The organism is Bacteroides acidifaciens (assembly GCF_024623065.1).
In the GTDB taxonomy this organism is placed as follows: domain Bacteria; phylum Bacteroidota; class Bacteroidia; order Bacteroidales; family Bacteroidaceae; genus Bacteroides; species Bacteroides acidifaciens.
This window is the reverse complement of the sequence record NZ_JANJZR010000010.1, coordinates 64,236-79,565: the sequence shown is the minus strand read 5'-3', so window position 1 is coordinate 79,565 and position 15,330 is coordinate 64,236. Positions and strand designations below refer to the sequence as shown.

The following is a 15,330-nucleotide window of genomic DNA, read 5'->3' as shown; positions in this document are numbered from 1 at the left end:
TCCGTATCACCTTCGTATCACCTTCGTTCCTTCTCCGTTCTAAAATTGAATAAATATTTACTTAATATCCGTGAAGAAACGAAAATGAATGCTTCATGAAGCGAGGATGGAGCGGAATTTGATGCTTGATTGTTAAATGATGTAAATAGATGGATGGTTTGTTGCGTTTTTCAAAATGCGGACAAACTATCTTCTATTGCGTTTGCATCCGTTAACAAAACGGGGCGCTTGTCGGAAAACTTTCTCCCGCCGGTGATTGTTGACTGCATTGAAGCATAATTACAGCGCGGTTGAGCCCCCATTTTACCAAGAACGGTATCGGATGAAAATAAAAAGTGTGTTGGCAGCTATTACCAACACACTCTATATCCTTTAAAAAGTAAGTCTGTCTTACGGATATTTATGCAATACCGTGAGCATTGACAGTACCGTCAATCTTTTTGATCAATCCTTGAAGTACGGCACCCGGACCACATTCTGTAAAATCAGTAGCGCCGTCGGCAACCATATTCTTTACTGATTGTGTCCAACGTACGGAAGCAGTCAATTGAGCAACCAGGTTCTTTTTGATTTCTGCAGGGTCGGTATGAGGAAGAGCATCCACATTCTGATATACCGGACATTTGGGAGTATGAATTTCTGTTGCCTTGATGGCAGCTTCCAGTTCTACTTTAGCAGGATCCATCACCGGAGAGTGGAAAGCACCGCCCACTTTCAACGGAAGGGCACGTTTGGCTCCGGCAGCTTTCATCAGTTCGCAAGCCTTTTCGATGCCCGGCACAGAGCCGGAGATAACGATTTGTCCCGGGCAGTTGTAGTTGGCAGGTACGCAAACTTCACCTTCTGCATTTACTGCTGCACAGATTTCTTCTACTTTCTCATCCGGCAGTGCGATGATGGCAGCCATGGTGGAAGGAGTCGCTTCGCAAGCCTTCTGCATAGCCATTGCACGTGCATACACAAGTTTCAATCCATCCTCAAAACTCAAGGCTCCGGCAGCTACCAAAGCGGAGAACTCACCAAGTGAGTGGCCGGCAGTCATTTCCGGCTGGAAGTCGTCGCCCATGCAAAGGGCAGAGATAACGGAATGAAGGAAAACGGCAGGTTGAGTCACTTTTGTCTGACGAAGGTCTTCGTCTGTGCCGTTGAACATGATATCTGTAATGCGATATCCAAGGATATCATTTGCTTTTTCAAACAATTCTTTTGCTAAAGCTGAGTTTTCATACAGGTCTTTACCCATTCCCACGAATTGGGCGCCTTGACCGGGAAATACAAATGCTTTCATATTTTTATTATTTAATTGATTTTTAATTGCGGGTGCAAAGTTACGTATTTTTATGATACGACCGCACAAAATGTACACATTTGCGCAATGGGGGCGGGAAAATGCCATAACGGACCGTTGCCGTGACCGATATGCAAGTCCTTTCCTGCAATGATAGCCTGAGTGATATAATTCTTGGCATGCCGGATGGATTCTTGCATGGGATAGCCTTTGGCCAGACAGGTGGCGATAGCAGAGGAGAGGGTACAGCCCGTTCCGTGCAGATTACGGCTTTCTATCTTTTTCTCTTTATATATATGGTATATGGAGTCGGCAGTATGTAGGAGGTCGCACATGTCGTCTCCTTCCAAATGACCGCCTTTTATTAAAAGGCTGGTATGGAAATTATCCGTCAATATTTCAGCTGCTTCCTGCATTTCCCGGATATTATGGATACTTTTGCCCGTGAGCACGGTGGCTTCGTCTATATTAGGCGTAATTAAGGTGGCAAGTGGCAGCAACTCTTTCTTTATCTCTTCGATGGTTTCGTCCGTCATTAGCTTTCGCCCGCTGGTAGATACCATTACTGGGTCGTACACGACATATTCCGGTCTGTACTTTTTCAGACAATCGGAAATGACACGGACAATCTGAATATCATGTACCATGCCTATCTTTATTGCGACAGGTTGGAGGTCTTCCATCACAGCCTCTATCTGCCCGCGGACAATTTCAGGGGACATAGCTTGCATGGTGCGTACTCCCAATGTGTTTTGTACGGTGACTGCGGTGATGGCCGATGCCGCATATCCGCCTAAAGCCGAGATTGTTTTTATGTCTGCCTGAATACCTGCGCCTCCCGAACAATCGGAGCCGGCAATGGATAAAATGACTGGATGATGTTCCATTTTAGATTTTTTAATATTTACTCTGCAAAGATAGAATAAAAAACGATAAGGTACAAAATGACATATCGTTTAAAGTACAATAAGTATCTTTGTTTCCGTTTAGTGGAATTTATATGAAAAGTACTGATAATAAAGCGTCCGTCCGGTTTTTGTACTTTATAAAATTATCCACTCGTGGAAATACTAAAATACATATTGTAATTCGTAAGATAACACTAACTATTCATATTGTATGATGTATGATATGTATTTCGATGAAAAACAATGTTTTATAGCATAATTCTTATTTTGTTTTGATGGTTTTTAGCCTCTATATTTGCATCGTCTTAAAGAAAAAGATATGCAGAATATACAGAAAAATACACCTTTGGCAAACAATCATATATCAGTAGACTGTGTAGTGATTGGTTTTGACGGAGAACAACTGAAAGTGTTGCTTGTAAAACGTGCAGGTGAGGATAATGGGGAAGTATATCATGATATGAAACTTCCCGGAAGTCTTATCTATATGGATGAAGCCTTGGATGAAGCAGCACAACGAGTTTTGTATGAACTGACAGGACTTAAAAATGTGAATCTGATACAGTTTAAAGCATTTGGTTCTAAAAACAGAACGAGTAATCCGAAAGATGTACGTTGGTTGGAAAGAGCTATGCAGTCAAAAGTGGAGCGTATTGTTACCATTGCATATTTGTCGATGGTGAAGATAGACCGCGCGTTGGATAAGAATCTGGACGATCACCAAGCTTGCTGGGTCGCTTTGAAAGACGTCAAGACATTGGCTTTCGACCATAATCTGATTATCCGGGAAGCGATGACTTATATCCGTCAGTTCGTAGAATTCAATCCTTCCATGTTGTTCGAGCTGCTTCCGCGCAAATTTACAGCCGCTCAATTAAGGACTCTTTTTGAGTTGGTATACGACAAAGCCGTAGATGTGCGCAACTTCCATAAAAAAATAGCCATGATGGAATATGTAGTTCCTTTGGAAGAAAAACAACAGGGAGTGGCTCACCGTGCTGCCCGTTATTATAAATTTGATAAGAAGATATATAATAAGGTAAGGAGGTAGACCCTGTTCAAGTATCAAGTATTAAGTATTAGGTGTTGGATGTTAAAGCATTAATTGTCGGACATTGAGCGTTAAATCGTAAATAGTAAATCGTTTAATCGTAAATAAAATTATGTTTCTATTAGGTTATGACATAGGTAGCTCGTCTGTAAAAGCGAGTTTGGTAAATGCGGAGACTGGTAAATGTGTATCCTCGGCATTTTTTCCGAAAACAGAAGCGAATATTATTGCAGTGAATCCCGGATGGGCGGAACAAGATCCGGAGAGTTGGTGGGAAAACTTAAAGTTGTCCACACAGGCTATTATGACCGAATCCGGAGTGAGTGCCGCCGAAATTAAAGCCATCGGTATCTCTTATCAGATGCACGGATTGGTTTGTGTTGATAAGAACCAGCATGTATTGCGTCCTGCTATCATTTGGTGTGACTCCCGTGCGGTGCCATACGGTCAGAAAGCGTTTGAGACAATCGGGGAGGAGAGATGTCTTTCTCATCTGTTGAACTCACCGGGAAACTTTACCGCTTCCAAGTTGGCGTGGATTAAAGAAAACGAACCTGCCATCTATGAGCAGATTGATAAGATAATGCTGCCGGGCGATTATATTGCCATGAAGTTGAGTGGAGAAATCTGCACAACTGTTTCCGGACTTTCGGAAGGTATGTTCTGGGATTTCAAGAACAACCGGGTGGCTGATTTCTTAATGGATTATTACGGATTTGATTCTTCTTTGATTGCAGATATTAAGCCGACATTTGCAGAACAAGGACGTGTAAATGCAATAGCTGCCAAAGAGCTTGGACTGAAAGAAGGGACACCGATTACCTATCGTGCAGGCGACCAGCCTAACAATGCCCTTTCCCTGAATGTGTTTAATCCGGGAGAGATTGCTTCTACGGCAGGAACATCGGGAGTGGTTTATGGCGTGAACGGTGAAGTGAACTATGATCCGCAGTCACGCGTCAATACCTTTGCACATGTCAATCATACCATAGATCAGACACGTTTGGGAGTATTGCTTTGCATCAACGGAACGGGTATTCTCAATTCATGGGTGAAACGCAACATTGCTCCCGAAGGAATATCTTATAATGAAATGAATGTATTGGCTTCCAAAGCTCCTATCGGCAGTGCGGGAATCAGTATCCTGCCCTTTGGCAACGGTGCCGAACGTATGCTGAACAATAAAGAAATCGGTTGCAGTATCCGTGGACTGGATTTTAATACGCATGGCAAGCATCATATTATTCGTGCCGCCCAAGAAGGTATTGTATTCTCTTTTAAATATGGCATTGATATCATGGAGCAAATGGGAATTCCTGTGAAGATGATTCATGCCGGACACGCTAATATGTTCTTGAGTTCTATCTTCCGCGATACTCTGGCGGGAGTGACGGGAGCCACTATCGAGCTTTACGATACGGATGGTTCCGTAGGCGCTGCGAAAGGTGCGGGCATCGGTGCAGGTATCTACAAGGATAATAACGAGGCGTTTGCTACACTCGACAAACTGGATGTGATTGAACCTAATGTGGCAAAACGTCAGGAATATGCTGACGCGTATGCCAAATGGAAATATCGCCTTGAAAAATCAATGGCAGGCAAGATACCGGCTCCGGTTCTTTCTTCAGATAAATAATTAACAATTTAAATAATAACCATTTTAAAAAATAAAAGAATTATGGCAACAAAAGAATTTTTCCCGGGAATTGAAAAGATTAAGTTCGAAGGTAAAGATAGTAAGAATCCGATGGCATTCCGTTACTACGATGCTGAAAAGGTTATCAACGGTAAGAAGATGAAAGATTGGTTGAGATTCGCTATGGCATGGTGGCATACTTTGTGTGCTGAAGGTGGCGACCAATTCGGTGGCGGAACAAAGCAATTCCCTTGGAATGGTAATGCTGACGCAGTTCAGGCTGCAAAAGATAAAATGGACGCAGGTTTCGAATTCATGCAGAAAATGGGTATCGAATACTACTGTTTCCACGATGTAGACTTGGTTTCTGAAGGTGCAAGCATCGAAGAATACGAAGCTAACCTGAAAGAAATCGTAGCATACGCAAAACAGAAACAAGCTGAAACTGGCATCAAACTGTTGTGGGGTACTGCCAACGTATTTGGCCATGCACGTTATATGAACGGTGCTGCTACTAACCCTGATTTTGACGTAGTAGCTCGTGCTGCTGTTCAGATTAAGAACGCAATCGATGCAACGATCGAACTGGGTGGTCAGAACTATGTATTCTGGGGTGGCCGTGAAGGCTATATGTCTCTTCTGAATACAGATCAGAAACGTGAAAAAGAACACTTGGCAAAAATGCTGACCATCGCTCGTGATTATGCTCGTGCCCGTGGTTTCAAAGGTACTTTCCTGATTGAACCGAAACCGATGGAACCGACAAAACATCAGTATGATGTAGATACAGAAACGGTAATCGGATTCCTGAAAGCTCATGGCTTGGATAAAGATTTCAAAGTGAACATTGAAGTAAACCACGCAACTTTGGCTGGCCACACTTTCGAACACGAATTGGCAGTAGCAGTAGACAACGGTATGTTGGGTTCTATCGACGCTAACCGTGGTGATTATCAGAATGGTTGGGATACAGACCAATTCCCGATTGACAACTACGAACTGACTCAGGCTATGATGCAAATTATCCGCAACGGCGGCTTGGGTAACGGTGGAACAAACTTCGACGCTAAGACTCGTCGTAACTCTACCGACCTGGAAGATATCTTCATCGCTCACATCGCAGGTATGGACGCTATGGCTCGTGCATTGGAAAGCGCAGCTGCTCTGCTGAACGAATCCCCATACAAGAAAATGCTGGCCGACCGTTACGCTTCATTTGATAGCGGTAAAGGTAAAGAATTTGAAGATGGCAAGTTGACTTTGGAAGATGTAGTTGCTTATGCAAAAGCAAACGGTGAACCGAAGCAGACTAGCGGCAAGCAAGAACTTTATGAAGCAATTCTGAATATGTATTGCTAATTAAAATCTAACATTAAGGTGGTAAAGCAGTGGTTGAACTGCTGCTTTATCACCTTCTTTTTATATCTAATCCAACTACTACACACTACTTTATCCAACTTAAAGAAACTATGAACAATACAACGAACGAAGGAAGCAAACTCTATTTGTATTCCATCACATCCGTTGCTATCCTGGGCGGACTGTTTTTCGGTTATGACACGGCAGTTATCTCCGGAGCAGAAAAAGGATTGGAAGCTTTTTTTCTTTCAGCCTCTGATTTCCAATATAACAAAGTAATGCATGGAATCACTTCTTCCAGTGCATTGATAGGTTGCGTACTTGGTGGTGCGCTCTCCGGTATTTTCGCTTCCCGTATGGGACGCCGTAATTCGTTGAGGCTTGCCGCTGTACTTTTTTTCCTTTCAGCATTAGGTTCTTATTATCCTGAGGTTTTGTTCTTCGAATACGGAAAACCAAATATGGACTTGCTGATTACGTTTAATCTTTATCGTGTCTTAGGCGGTATCGGCGTCGGACTGGCATCTGCCGTTTGTCCGATGTATATCGCGGAAATAGCCCCTTCCAACATTCGCGGAACACTTGTTTCGTGCAACCAGTTTGCCATTATCTTCGGTATGCTGGTGGTGTACTTTGTGAATTACCTGATTATGGGCGACCATCAGAATCCTGTTATTCTGAAAGATGCTGCCGGTGTTTTATCAGTAAGTTCTGAGTCTGATATGTGGACTGTACAAGAAGGATGGCGCTATATGTTTGGTTCGGAAGCTTTTCCTGCTGCATTTTTTGGCTTGTTATTGTTCTTCGTGCCGAAAACTCCCCGTTATTTGGTATTGGTACAACAGGAAGAAAAAGCCTTTTCTATTTTGGAAAAAATTAATGGTAAAGCAAAAGCTCAGGAAATCCTTAATGATATCAAGGCTACTGCTCACGAAAAGACAGAAAAACTCTTTACTTATGGAGTGGCAGTAATTGTTATCGGTATTCTTCTTTCCGTATTCCAACAGGCTATCGGCATTAATGCGGTACTTTATTATGCTCCGCGCATTTTTGAAAATGCAGGCGCAGAAGGTGGCGGTATGATGCAAACGGTTATTATGGGTATCGTAAACATCATTTTCACATTGGTTGCTATCTTTACAGTAGACCGCTTCGGACGTAAACCGCTATTGATTATCGGTTCTATCGGTATGGCAGTAGGGGCATTTGCGGTAGCAATGTGTGATAGCATGGCTATAAAGGGAATCTTTCCGGTAGTTTCGGTTATCGTATATGCCGCATTCTTTATGATGTCTTGGGGACCGATTTGCTGGGTATTGATTTCGGAAATCTTCCCGAATACAATTCGTGGCAAGGCAGTTGCCATCGCTGTAGCTTTCCAATGGATATTTAATTATATTATATCTTCCACTTTCCCGGCATTGTACGATTTCAGTCCGATGTTCGCATACAGCCTTTATGGAATTATCTGTGTAGCTGCCGCCATCTTCGTTTGGCGTTGGGTGCCCGAAACGAAAGGCAAGACACTGGAAGATATGAGCAAGCTTTGGAAGAAAAACAAATAAATTAGGTTAGTGTAATTTCATCAAGATTATGACATCATGTCAATGGTATGGTGTCATAATCATTTCTATACATATCTTTCAGAGAATCAATAGCTTATTTGTATTCATGTTCTCTTATAAATTCATCAGCTATATAGAGATTGCCATACAAATAGAGACCAGTATTTTTATTATGTAAGTCTGCGCAGGTTTTACTTTCATAAAATAATTCCAATGCTCTTTCGGGAGCAATATTCAGCCGTTTTGCCAGTTCGGCTGATATGCAGCCAATCCGGTTACTTAATATCATTTCTTGGATAACAGGAGATTTTACGGGGTCATTCTGCAGATTCTGTTCCATCATAACTAAGGTATTTATCAATTAATTCTTGGTTTAACAGGCAAATTTGATTGTTCGGCTGGTGCATAGCGAGACGTTGTAAAGCTACATCTGCATTCATTAATCCTGCCATATATAAATTTATGGTATCAATAACACGGTCGTTAGCTACACCACCTTCGATATAATCGTAATTAGCTGCCGGATTCAATCCTTTTCGGCTGTTTACTATAAATTCCAGCCATTCGGCATCGTAGGCTTTAAATATTTTGCAGCGTCCTTCTTTCAGAATTGTATCACGATCTAATTGATAGATGTTAATTAATGCTTTAGCCTGTCTCTTGGCCGATATAGCTATAGCCCATTTGGAAGCTTGCTCTTTAATGTTTGTAACATAGAATCCCTGCCCGAAATCAAGGTTTTTGCGTCCGAAGCCACAGATTGGATTAACGACTACTTCTGTTCCGCCGTGATATACAGTTATTTTCATTTTTTACTCTCCCATGTAGTTAAACACTCTATCATATTATCTGTCACATGTTCACGACTTTCGGTATGAAGTACCTCATAATTAGGTAGAATATAATTTGCTATCATCCCTACGGACTTCATTCGAGCGTATATTTCTTGATAGGATTTGCCGAGCCGACGTGCAGTCCCTTCAATGCAAGAAGCAACGAAAGCTAATTTAATTTCAGTAGGTGATAATTCTATAAGTTGTTCCATATTGTTACCATTTATGCAAATTCTACTTTATTTTGTTTACGTATTCCTATGCTTGGCATAAGTCCTATGCATACACAAATATAGAAGTATTACTTCATAAAACAAAAAAAATGGCAGATTATCCAATATAGGTAGGTCTGTTTTTTCTATGTGATTCAATATTTAAGTATAATGCTTTTTTATTTTGAAGACTGCTGGAACGATGTTTGCGAGGTCAGATTGAAGAAATAAAAATAGTGACGCTATCCTGTCACGATGGCGTCACTATATGCTTAGGATAGCGTCACTATGTGCCCCGGATAGTGACGCTATATTTTTACCTCGAAGAAGTTCCGCTTTCCAATATGCTAACGATAGAAAACAGGGTGAAACGGATTGCTCCTAATCCTGCTAAAATACGTGCCGGAATCCTGGTATTCTGCTACAAAATAAGCGGTATGGGAATGGCTGTTGCCTAATAAGATAAAAGCCCATATCCATGCGGTAAGGGAAATAATGGTTATAATAATTACTAATACCCGTCTTTGTCCTACAAAGAGAACGCTCCCTGTGGAACTTCATATCCTGTCGCTTTTGAATTGTTTTGTTTAGGGCACAAGCCGTTTATAATCATTAACTTCACATGATTCTGATTAAAAGTCATTGCTTTTTGCTCAACTAAACAAATGTTTTTGTAAATTTGCACCCTTAAAAACGGGGATACCCCTCAAAGTGTAAATTGTAATATAGTAAAATCGTAGATACAGCTATGAGTAAGAGATTTACTGAGTATTCGCAGTTTGACCTTTCACAGGTGAACAAAGATGTGCTGAAGAAATGGGACGAGAACCAGGTTTTCGCCAAGAGTATGACAGAACGTGATGGCTGCCCTTCATTTGTATTTTTTGAAGGACCGCCCTCGGCTAACGGTATGCCGGGAATTCACCATGTAATGGCTCGTACGATTAAGGATATTTTCTGCCGTTACAAAACGATGAAAGGTTATCAGGTAAAGCGTAAAGCCGGATGGGATACGCACGGACTGCCTGTGGAACTGAGTGTGGAAAAAGCATTAGGTATCACAAAGGAAGATATTGGTAAGAAAATCTCTGTTGCCGATTATAATGCTGCTTGTCGCAAAGATGTGATGAAGTATACCAAAGAGTGGGAAGACCTGACTCATCGGATGGGATATTGGGTGGATATGAAGCACCCTTATATCACATATGACAACCGCTATATTGAAACATTATGGTGGTTGCTGAAACAATTGCACAAAAAAGGACTATTATATAAAGGATATACTATTCAGCCGTATTCTCCGGCTGCCGGAACAGGGTTGAGCTCGCACGAGCTGAACCAGCCGGGTTGTTATCGTGATGTAAAAGATACAACTGCTGTTGCCCAGTTTAAGATGAAGAACCCCAAGCCGGAAATGGCAGAGTGGGGAACTCCTTATTTTATAGCATGGACAACTACTCCGTGGACATTACCTTCAAATACGGCTCTTTGTGTAGGACCCAAAATTGACTATGTTGCCGTACAGTCTTATAATGCTTATACCGGAGAACCTATTACGGTTGTTCTGGCAAAGGCTTTATTGAACGTACATTTCAATGCAAAAGCGGCAGACTTGAATTTGGAAGATTATAAGCCTGGAGATAAGCTTGTGCCATTCAAGGTTATTGCCGAATATAAGGGTGCCGACCTGATTGGCATGGAATACGAACAACTGATTCCTTGGGTGAAACCGGTTGAAGTGTCCGAAAACGGTACTTGGAAAGTTAGTGATAAAGCTTTCCGTGTAATACCGGGTGATTATGTGACTACGGAAGATGGTACGGGTATCGTTCACATCGCACCGACATTTGGTGCGGACGACGCGAATGTGGCACGTGCTGCCGGCATCCCGTCATTGTTCATGATTAATAAGAAAGGTGAAACTCGCCCGATGGTAGACTTGACTGGTAAATTCTATCTGTTGGATGAACTGGATGAGACTTTCGTAAAAGAATGTGTGGATGTAGACAAATATAAAGACTACCAGGGCGCATGGGTGAAGAATGCCTATGACCCTCAGTTTATGGTAGATGGCAAATACGATGAAAAAGCTGCGCAGGCTGCCGAATCTCTGGATATTGTGATTGCCATGATGATGAAAGCGGACAATAAGGCTTTCAAAATAGAGAAACATGTCCATAACTATCCGCATTGTTGGCGTACAGACAAACCGGTGCTTTATTATCCGCTGGATAGCTGGTTTATCCGTTCTACGGCTTGCAAGGAACGGATGATGGAACTGAACAAGACTATCAACTGGAAACCGGAATCTACCGGAACAGGTCGTTTTGGCAAGTGGTTGGAAAATCTGAATGACTGGAACCTGAGCCGTTCCCGTTATTGGGGTACTCCGTTACCAATTTGGCGCACGGAAGATAATACAGATGAAAAGTGTATCGAGTCTGTAGAAGAACTTTATAATGAAATAGAAAAATCGGTAGTTGCCGGATTTATGAAATCCAACCCGTACAAGGATAAAGGTTTCGTTCCGGGCGAATATACTGAAGAGAACTATGATAAGATTGACCTTCACCGTCCGTATGTAGACGATATCATATTGGTGTCGAAAGACGGTCAGCCGATGAAGCGTGAATCTGATTTGATTGACGTTTGGTTCGATTCGGGTGCTATGCCTTATGCGCAGATTCATTATCCGTTCGAAAATAAGGAATTGCTGGACAACCGCAAGGTATATCCGGCTGACTTTATCGCAGAAGGAGTGGACCAGACACGCGGATGGTTCTTTACGCTGCATGCTATCGCTACGATGGTATTCGACAGCGTGTCATACAAGGCTGTTATTTCTAACGGACTGGTGCTTGACAAGAATGGTAACAAGATGTCCAAACGCTTGAACAATGCTGTCGATCCGTTCACTACGATTGAAAAGTACGGTTCCGACCCGTTACGCTGGTATATGATTACTAACTCTTCTCCGTGGGATAACTTGAAGTTCGATGTGGAAGGAGTGGAAGAAGTTCGCCGTAAGTTCTTCGGTACTTTATACAATACCTATTCATTCTTCGCGCTTTATGCCAACGTAGACGGATTTGAATATAAGGAAGCCGACGTGCCGATGGCGGAACGTCCGGAAATCGACCGTTGGATATTGTCTGTATTGAACACATTGATTAAAGAGGTAGATGCTTGCTATAATGAATATGAGCCGACCAAGGCAGGTCGTTTGATTTCCGATTTTGTGAATGATAATTTGTCCAACTGGTATGTTCGCTTGAACCGTAAACGTTTCTGGGGCGGTGAATTTACACAAGATAAATTGTCTGCATATCAAACACTGTACACTTGTCTTGAAACAGTTGCCAAATTGATGTCTCCTATATCACCGTTCTACGCAGATCGCTTATATACAGACTTGATTACTGCAACAGGACGTGACAATGTGGTTTCCGTCCATCTTGCCGAATTCCCGAAATGTCAGGAAGAGATTATAGACAAGGAATTGGAAGCCCGTATGCAAATGGCACAGGACGTAACGTCTATGGTACTGGCATTGCGGCGTAAAGTGAATATCAAGGTTCGCCAACCGTTACAGTGTATCATGGTTCCGGTGGTAGATGAAGAGCAGAAAGCTCATATCGAAGCCGTGAGGAACCTGATTATGAACGAGGTAAATATCAAAGAAGTCAAGTTTGTTGACGGTGCTGCCGGTGTATTGGTGAAGAAAGTGAAATGTGACTTTAAGAAACTCGGCCCGAAATTTGGAAAACAGATGAAGGCAGTAGCTGCTGCAGTTGCTGAAATGTCACAGGAAGCCATCGCTGAATTGGAAAAGAACGGGAAATATGCATTGAACCTGGATGGGGCGGAAGCTATCATCGAAGCGACAGATGTAGAAATCATCAGCGAGGATATTCCTGGATGGCTGGTGGCCAACGAAGGCAAGCTGACTGTGGCGCTTGAAGTGACTGTTACCGAGGAGTTGCGTCGTGAGGGTATTGCCCGCGAACTGGTGAACCGTATTCAAAATATACGTAAATCGAGCGGTTTCGAGATTACAGACAAAATAAAAATAACAATCTCGAAAAATACGCAAACAGATGATGCGGTAAAAGAATATAATACTTATATTTGTAACCAGGTTTTAGGCACATCTTTGGAACTTGTTGATGAAGTGGAAAACGGTACAGAGCTTAACTTTGACGATTTCTCACTGTTCGTGAATGTGATGAAAAACTAATACTATCATTGATTAACATTTTTAAATTGTGAGATTATGGCAGAAAAGACTAGATACTCGGATGCGGAACTCGAAGAATTCCGTGCCATCATTATGGAGAAACTGGAATTGGCCCAACGTGACTATGAACAGTTGAAGAAGAGTCTGATGGGATTGGATGGTAATGATACCGATGATACATCTCCTACATATAAAGTGTTGGAAGAGGGAGCTAATACACTTTCCAAGGAAGAAACAACCCGTCTGGCACAACGTCAGCTGAAGTTTATCCAAGGATTACAAGCAGCTTTGGTACGTATTGAGAATAAGACGTACGGCATTTGCCGTGAAACCGGAAAATTGATTCCGGCAGAGCGTCTGCGTGCTGTTCCTCATGCCACTTTGAGCATTGAGGCCAAAAACAGTGGTAAAAAATAATAGATAGCTACACAAGCTACGAGTGACGAGCTACAAGTAGCTGCGCAAATTTTACGCACGGCACTTGTAGCTCGTTATGTTTAATTTATAATGAACACATGAAGAAATTATTCACGAAGGGAAGAATTACCCTTCTCGTCATCTTTTCCGTATTGATTATTGACCAGATTATAAAAATCTGGGTTAAAACTCATATGTACTGGCATCAAAGCAATCGTGTGACGGACTGGTTTTATATTTATTTCACCGAAAACAATGGTATGGCTTTCGGTATGGAAATCTTTGGCAAGTTATTCCTGACAACATTCCGTATCGTTGCTGTGGCATTGATAGGCTGGTATCTTTATAAAATAGTGAAGAAAGGCTTTAAAACCGGATATATTGTTTGTGTTGCCTTGATTCTGACCGGTGCATTGGGTAATATTATCGATAGTGTATTCTATGGAGTGATTTTCAACGAAAGCACACATTCCCAAATTGCGACGTTTATGCCTGAGGGCGGGGGATACTCTACCTGGTTCTACGGTAAAGTAGTGGATATGTTTTACTTTCCAATCATAGATACGAACTGGCCTACGTGGATGCCGTTTGTAGGTGGGGAACATTTTATATTCTTCAGCCCGATCTTTAATTTTGCGGATGCCGCCATCAGTTGTGGTATCATTGCTTTGTTGCTCTTTTATAGTAAATATCTGAATGAGTCTTATCATTCGATGGATAAAGATAAAAAGGAAGCTACGGATCATGAAAAATAAATTTCGGTTTCATCTGTGTCTTGTCTGCATGCTTGCGTTTGCGGTAGCCGGGTGTAAAGTGAAAAGACCCAATGATGTAATTTCGGAGTCGAAGATGGAGAATCTGCTGTATGATTATCATTTGGCAAGATCCATGGGAGACAATCTGCCTTATAGCGAAAATTATAAGAAAGCATTGTACATAGATGCTGTTTTTAAGAAGTACGGGACTACACAGGCTGCGTTTGATTCATCTATGGTATGGTACACACGTAATACAGAAGTGCTATCAAAAATTTATGATAAGGTGCGGAAACGTTTGAAAGACGAACAGGAATTTGTCGGTGACCTGATTGCCAAACGTGACAAGAAGCCGAAAATGACAAAACCCGGTGATAGTATCGATGTTTGGCCGTGGCAGCGCATGGTGCGCCTGACCGGTGAAAGGATGAATAATCAGTATGTATTTGCTTTGCCGACCGATTCTAATTATAAAGACCGCGATACTTTGGTGTGGGAAGTGAACTATCGTTTTCTTGAACCGATGCTTGCCGATTCTTTGAGAGCCGTTACTATGGCGATGCAGGTAATATACGAGAAAGATACAATCAATCATTGGGAGACTGTGACCGGACCGGGTATTCAGCAGATACGTTTGTTTGCAGATACATTGGGGCAGATGAAGGAGATAAGAGGCTTCATTTATTATCCGGTAGAAAACCCAAAGAAGGCAGGAGCGTTATTGGCAGACCGATTTACGATGACCCGTTATCATTGTACGGATACACTTGCTTTTGCTGTCCGTGATTCATTGAATAAGACAGAAGCTTTGCGGGTGGATTCATTGAAGAAACTTTCTGATAAAGAGAAAACCGATTCTTTGCATAAGGTAGTAAAAGATAATAAAGATGAATTGCAACGTCTGACACCGGAAGAGATGAACCGTCGCCGTACGGGAACACATCGTGAAAAGAAGCCGGAACAGATTGAAGTAGAACAACATATCCAGCAAGAAAGGCTGGAGCAAAGAAGAGAACGGCAGATGAACCAACGTAAAAGACAACAGCAAAGAAACCAACCCCGTTAATTA

General features: G+C 42.1%; 13 protein-coding genes and 2 pseudogenes. 8 read left to right on the top strand and 7 right to left on the bottom strand.

Annotated features, from left to right (window positions below; genetic code table 11):
• Positions 1 to 400: 400 nt before the first annotated feature.
• A complete protein-coding gene (fabD, locus tag NSB03_RS04920; protein ID WP_024987504.1) occupies positions 401 to 1,288 on the bottom strand; it encodes an ACP S-malonyltransferase in 888 nt (295 codons plus the stop codon).
• A 50-nt stretch (positions 1,289 to 1,338) separates the two neighbouring features.
• The gene (gene thiD, locus NSB03_RS04915) at positions 1,339 to 2,175 is read right to left on the bottom strand and encodes a bifunctional hydroxymethylpyrimidine kinase/phosphomethylpyrimidine kinase (RefSeq protein ID WP_024987505.1); all 837 of its coding nucleotides are present in this window, start codon (positions 2,173 to 2,175) and stop codon (positions 1,339 to 1,341) included.
• A 340-nt stretch (positions 2,176 to 2,515) separates the two neighbouring features.
• Here thiD and NSB03_RS04910 point away from each other — a divergent pair, with 340 nt between their 5' ends.
• From NSB03_RS04910 to xylE, 4 genes are all read left to right on the top strand, one after another.
• Positions 2,516 to 3,247, top strand: a complete 732-nt coding sequence (locus NSB03_RS04910) for an NUDIX hydrolase (RefSeq protein WP_024987506.1) — start codon at positions 2,516 to 2,518, stop codon at positions 3,245 to 3,247.
• Between the two features lie 112 nt (positions 3,248 to 3,359).
• Positions 3,360 to 4,883, top strand: a complete 1,524-nt coding sequence (locus NSB03_RS04905; protein ID WP_024987507.1) for a xylulokinase — start codon at positions 3,360 to 3,362, stop codon at positions 4,881 to 4,883.
• A 42-nt stretch (positions 4,884 to 4,925) separates the two neighbouring features.
• Complete coding sequence (gene xylA / locus NSB03_RS04900) at positions 4,926 to 6,242, top strand: xylose isomerase (protein ID WP_024987508.1); 1,317 nt, start codon at positions 4,926 to 4,928, stop codon at positions 6,240 to 6,242.
• Between the two features lie 110 nt (positions 6,243 to 6,352).
• Positions 6,353 to 7,807 (top strand): D-xylose transporter XylE, encoded by a 1,455-nt coding sequence (gene xylE, locus NSB03_RS04895; RefSeq protein WP_024987509.1) that lies wholly within the window; start codon positions 6,353 to 6,355, stop codon positions 7,805 to 7,807.
• A gap of 94 nt (positions 7,808 to 7,901) precedes the next feature.
• Here xylE and NSB03_RS04890 read toward each other — a convergent pair whose 3' ends face one another.
• From NSB03_RS04890 to NSB03_RS04870, 5 genes and pseudogenes are all read right to left on the bottom strand, one after another.
• Positions 7,902 to 8,150 (bottom strand): hypothetical protein, encoded by a 249-nt coding sequence (locus NSB03_RS04890; protein WP_024987510.1) that lies wholly within the window; start codon positions 8,148 to 8,150, stop codon positions 7,902 to 7,904.
• On the bottom strand, positions 8,125 to 8,616 hold the full coding sequence (locus NSB03_RS04885) for a DUF3990 domain-containing protein (protein ID WP_257466256.1): 492 nt from the start codon (positions 8,614 to 8,616) through the stop codon (positions 8,125 to 8,127). Before NSB03_RS04885 ends, NSB03_RS04890 begins: the two co-directional genes overlap by 26 nt.
• Positions 8,613 to 8,852 (bottom strand): DUF3791 domain-containing protein, encoded by a 240-nt coding sequence (locus tag NSB03_RS04880; protein WP_135037685.1) that lies wholly within the window; start codon positions 8,850 to 8,852, stop codon positions 8,613 to 8,615. The genes NSB03_RS04885 and NSB03_RS04880 overlap by 4 nt, the downstream gene beginning before the upstream one ends.
• A gap of 316 nt (positions 8,853 to 9,168) precedes the next feature.
• Positions 9,169 to 9,261 (bottom strand): annotated as a pseudogene (locus tag NSB03_RS04875) (DUF2776 family protein); the annotation flags it as partial.
• A 10-nt stretch (positions 9,262 to 9,271) separates the two neighbouring features.
• A pseudogene (locus NSB03_RS04870) lies at positions 9,272 to 9,432 on the bottom strand (DUF2776 family protein); the annotation flags it as partial.
• Positions 9,433 to 9,600: 168 nt separating this feature from the next.
• On the opposite strand from NSB03_RS04870, the gene ileS reads away from it, so the two are divergent.
• The 4 genes from ileS to NSB03_RS04850 all read left to right on the top strand — a co-directional run bounded on the left by ileS (position 9,601) and on the right by NSB03_RS04850 (position 15,327).
• Positions 9,601 to 13,089 (top strand): isoleucine--tRNA ligase, encoded by a 3,489-nt coding sequence (gene ileS / locus NSB03_RS04865; RefSeq protein WP_136013743.1) that lies wholly within the window; start codon positions 9,601 to 9,603, stop codon positions 13,087 to 13,089.
• 36 nt (positions 13,090 to 13,125) lie between these two features.
• The gene (locus NSB03_RS04860; protein WP_004295883.1) at positions 13,126 to 13,506 is read left to right on the top strand and encodes a TraR/DksA family transcriptional regulator; all 381 of its coding nucleotides are present in this window, start codon (positions 13,126 to 13,128) and stop codon (positions 13,504 to 13,506) included.
• A gap of 98 nt (positions 13,507 to 13,604) precedes the next feature.
• Positions 13,605 to 14,261: a lipoprotein signal peptidase gene (locus NSB03_RS04855; protein ID WP_024987512.1), complete on the top strand. Its 657-nt coding sequence runs from the start codon at positions 13,605 to 13,607 to the stop codon at positions 14,259 to 14,261.
• Positions 14,251 to 15,327, top strand: a complete 1,077-nt coding sequence (locus tag NSB03_RS04850; protein ID WP_024987513.1) for a DUF4296 domain-containing protein — start codon at positions 14,251 to 14,253, stop codon at positions 15,325 to 15,327. The genes NSB03_RS04855 and NSB03_RS04850 overlap by 11 nt, the downstream gene beginning before the upstream one ends.
• The last annotated feature ends 3 nt before the right edge of the window (positions 15,328 to 15,330 follow it).

What these genes read in the sequence shown, in the direction of transcription:
- NSB03_RS04885 (WP_257466256.1), bottom strand. Translation starts at nt 8,616, where the DNA reads ATGAAAATAACTGTATATCACGGCGGAACAGAAGTAGTCGTTAATCCA.
- xylE (WP_024987509.1), top strand. Translation starts at nt 6,353, where the DNA reads ATGAACAATACAACGAACGAAGGAAGCAAACTCTATTTGTATTCCATC.
- NSB03_RS04855 (WP_024987512.1), top strand. Translation starts at nt 13,605, where the DNA reads ATGAAGAAATTATTCACGAAGGGAAGAATTACCCTTCTCGTCATCTTT.
- NSB03_RS04910 (WP_024987506.1), top strand. Translation starts at nt 2,516, where the DNA reads ATGCAGAATATACAGAAAAATACACCTTTGGCAAACAATCATATATCA.
- ileS (WP_136013743.1), top strand. Translation starts at nt 9,601, where the DNA reads ATGAGTAAGAGATTTACTGAGTATTCGCAGTTTGACCTTTCACAGGTG.
- NSB03_RS04860 (WP_004295883.1), top strand. Translation starts at nt 13,126, where the DNA reads ATGGCAGAAAAGACTAGATACTCGGATGCGGAACTCGAAGAATTCCGT.
- NSB03_RS04905 (WP_024987507.1), top strand. Translation starts at nt 3,360, where the DNA reads ATGTTTCTATTAGGTTATGACATAGGTAGCTCGTCTGTAAAAGCGAGT.
- NSB03_RS04890 (WP_024987510.1), bottom strand. Translation starts at nt 8,150, where the DNA reads ATGATGGAACAGAATCTGCAGAATGACCCCGTAAAATCTCCTGTTATC.
- fabD (WP_024987504.1), bottom strand. Translation starts at nt 1,288, where the DNA reads ATGAAAGCATTTGTATTTCCCGGTCAAGGCGCCCAATTCGTGGGAATG.
- thiD (WP_024987505.1), bottom strand. Translation starts at nt 2,175, where the DNA reads ATGGAACATCATCCAGTCATTTTATCCATTGCCGGCTCCGATTGTTCG.
- NSB03_RS04850 (WP_024987513.1), top strand. Translation starts at nt 14,251, where the DNA reads ATGAAAAATAAATTTCGGTTTCATCTGTGTCTTGTCTGCATGCTTGCG.
- xylA (WP_024987508.1), top strand. Translation starts at nt 4,926, where the DNA reads ATGGCAACAAAAGAATTTTTCCCGGGAATTGAAAAGATTAAGTTCGAA.
- NSB03_RS04880 (WP_135037685.1), bottom strand. Translation starts at nt 8,852, where the DNA reads ATGGAACAACTTATAGAATTATCACCTACTGAAATTAAATTAGCTTTC.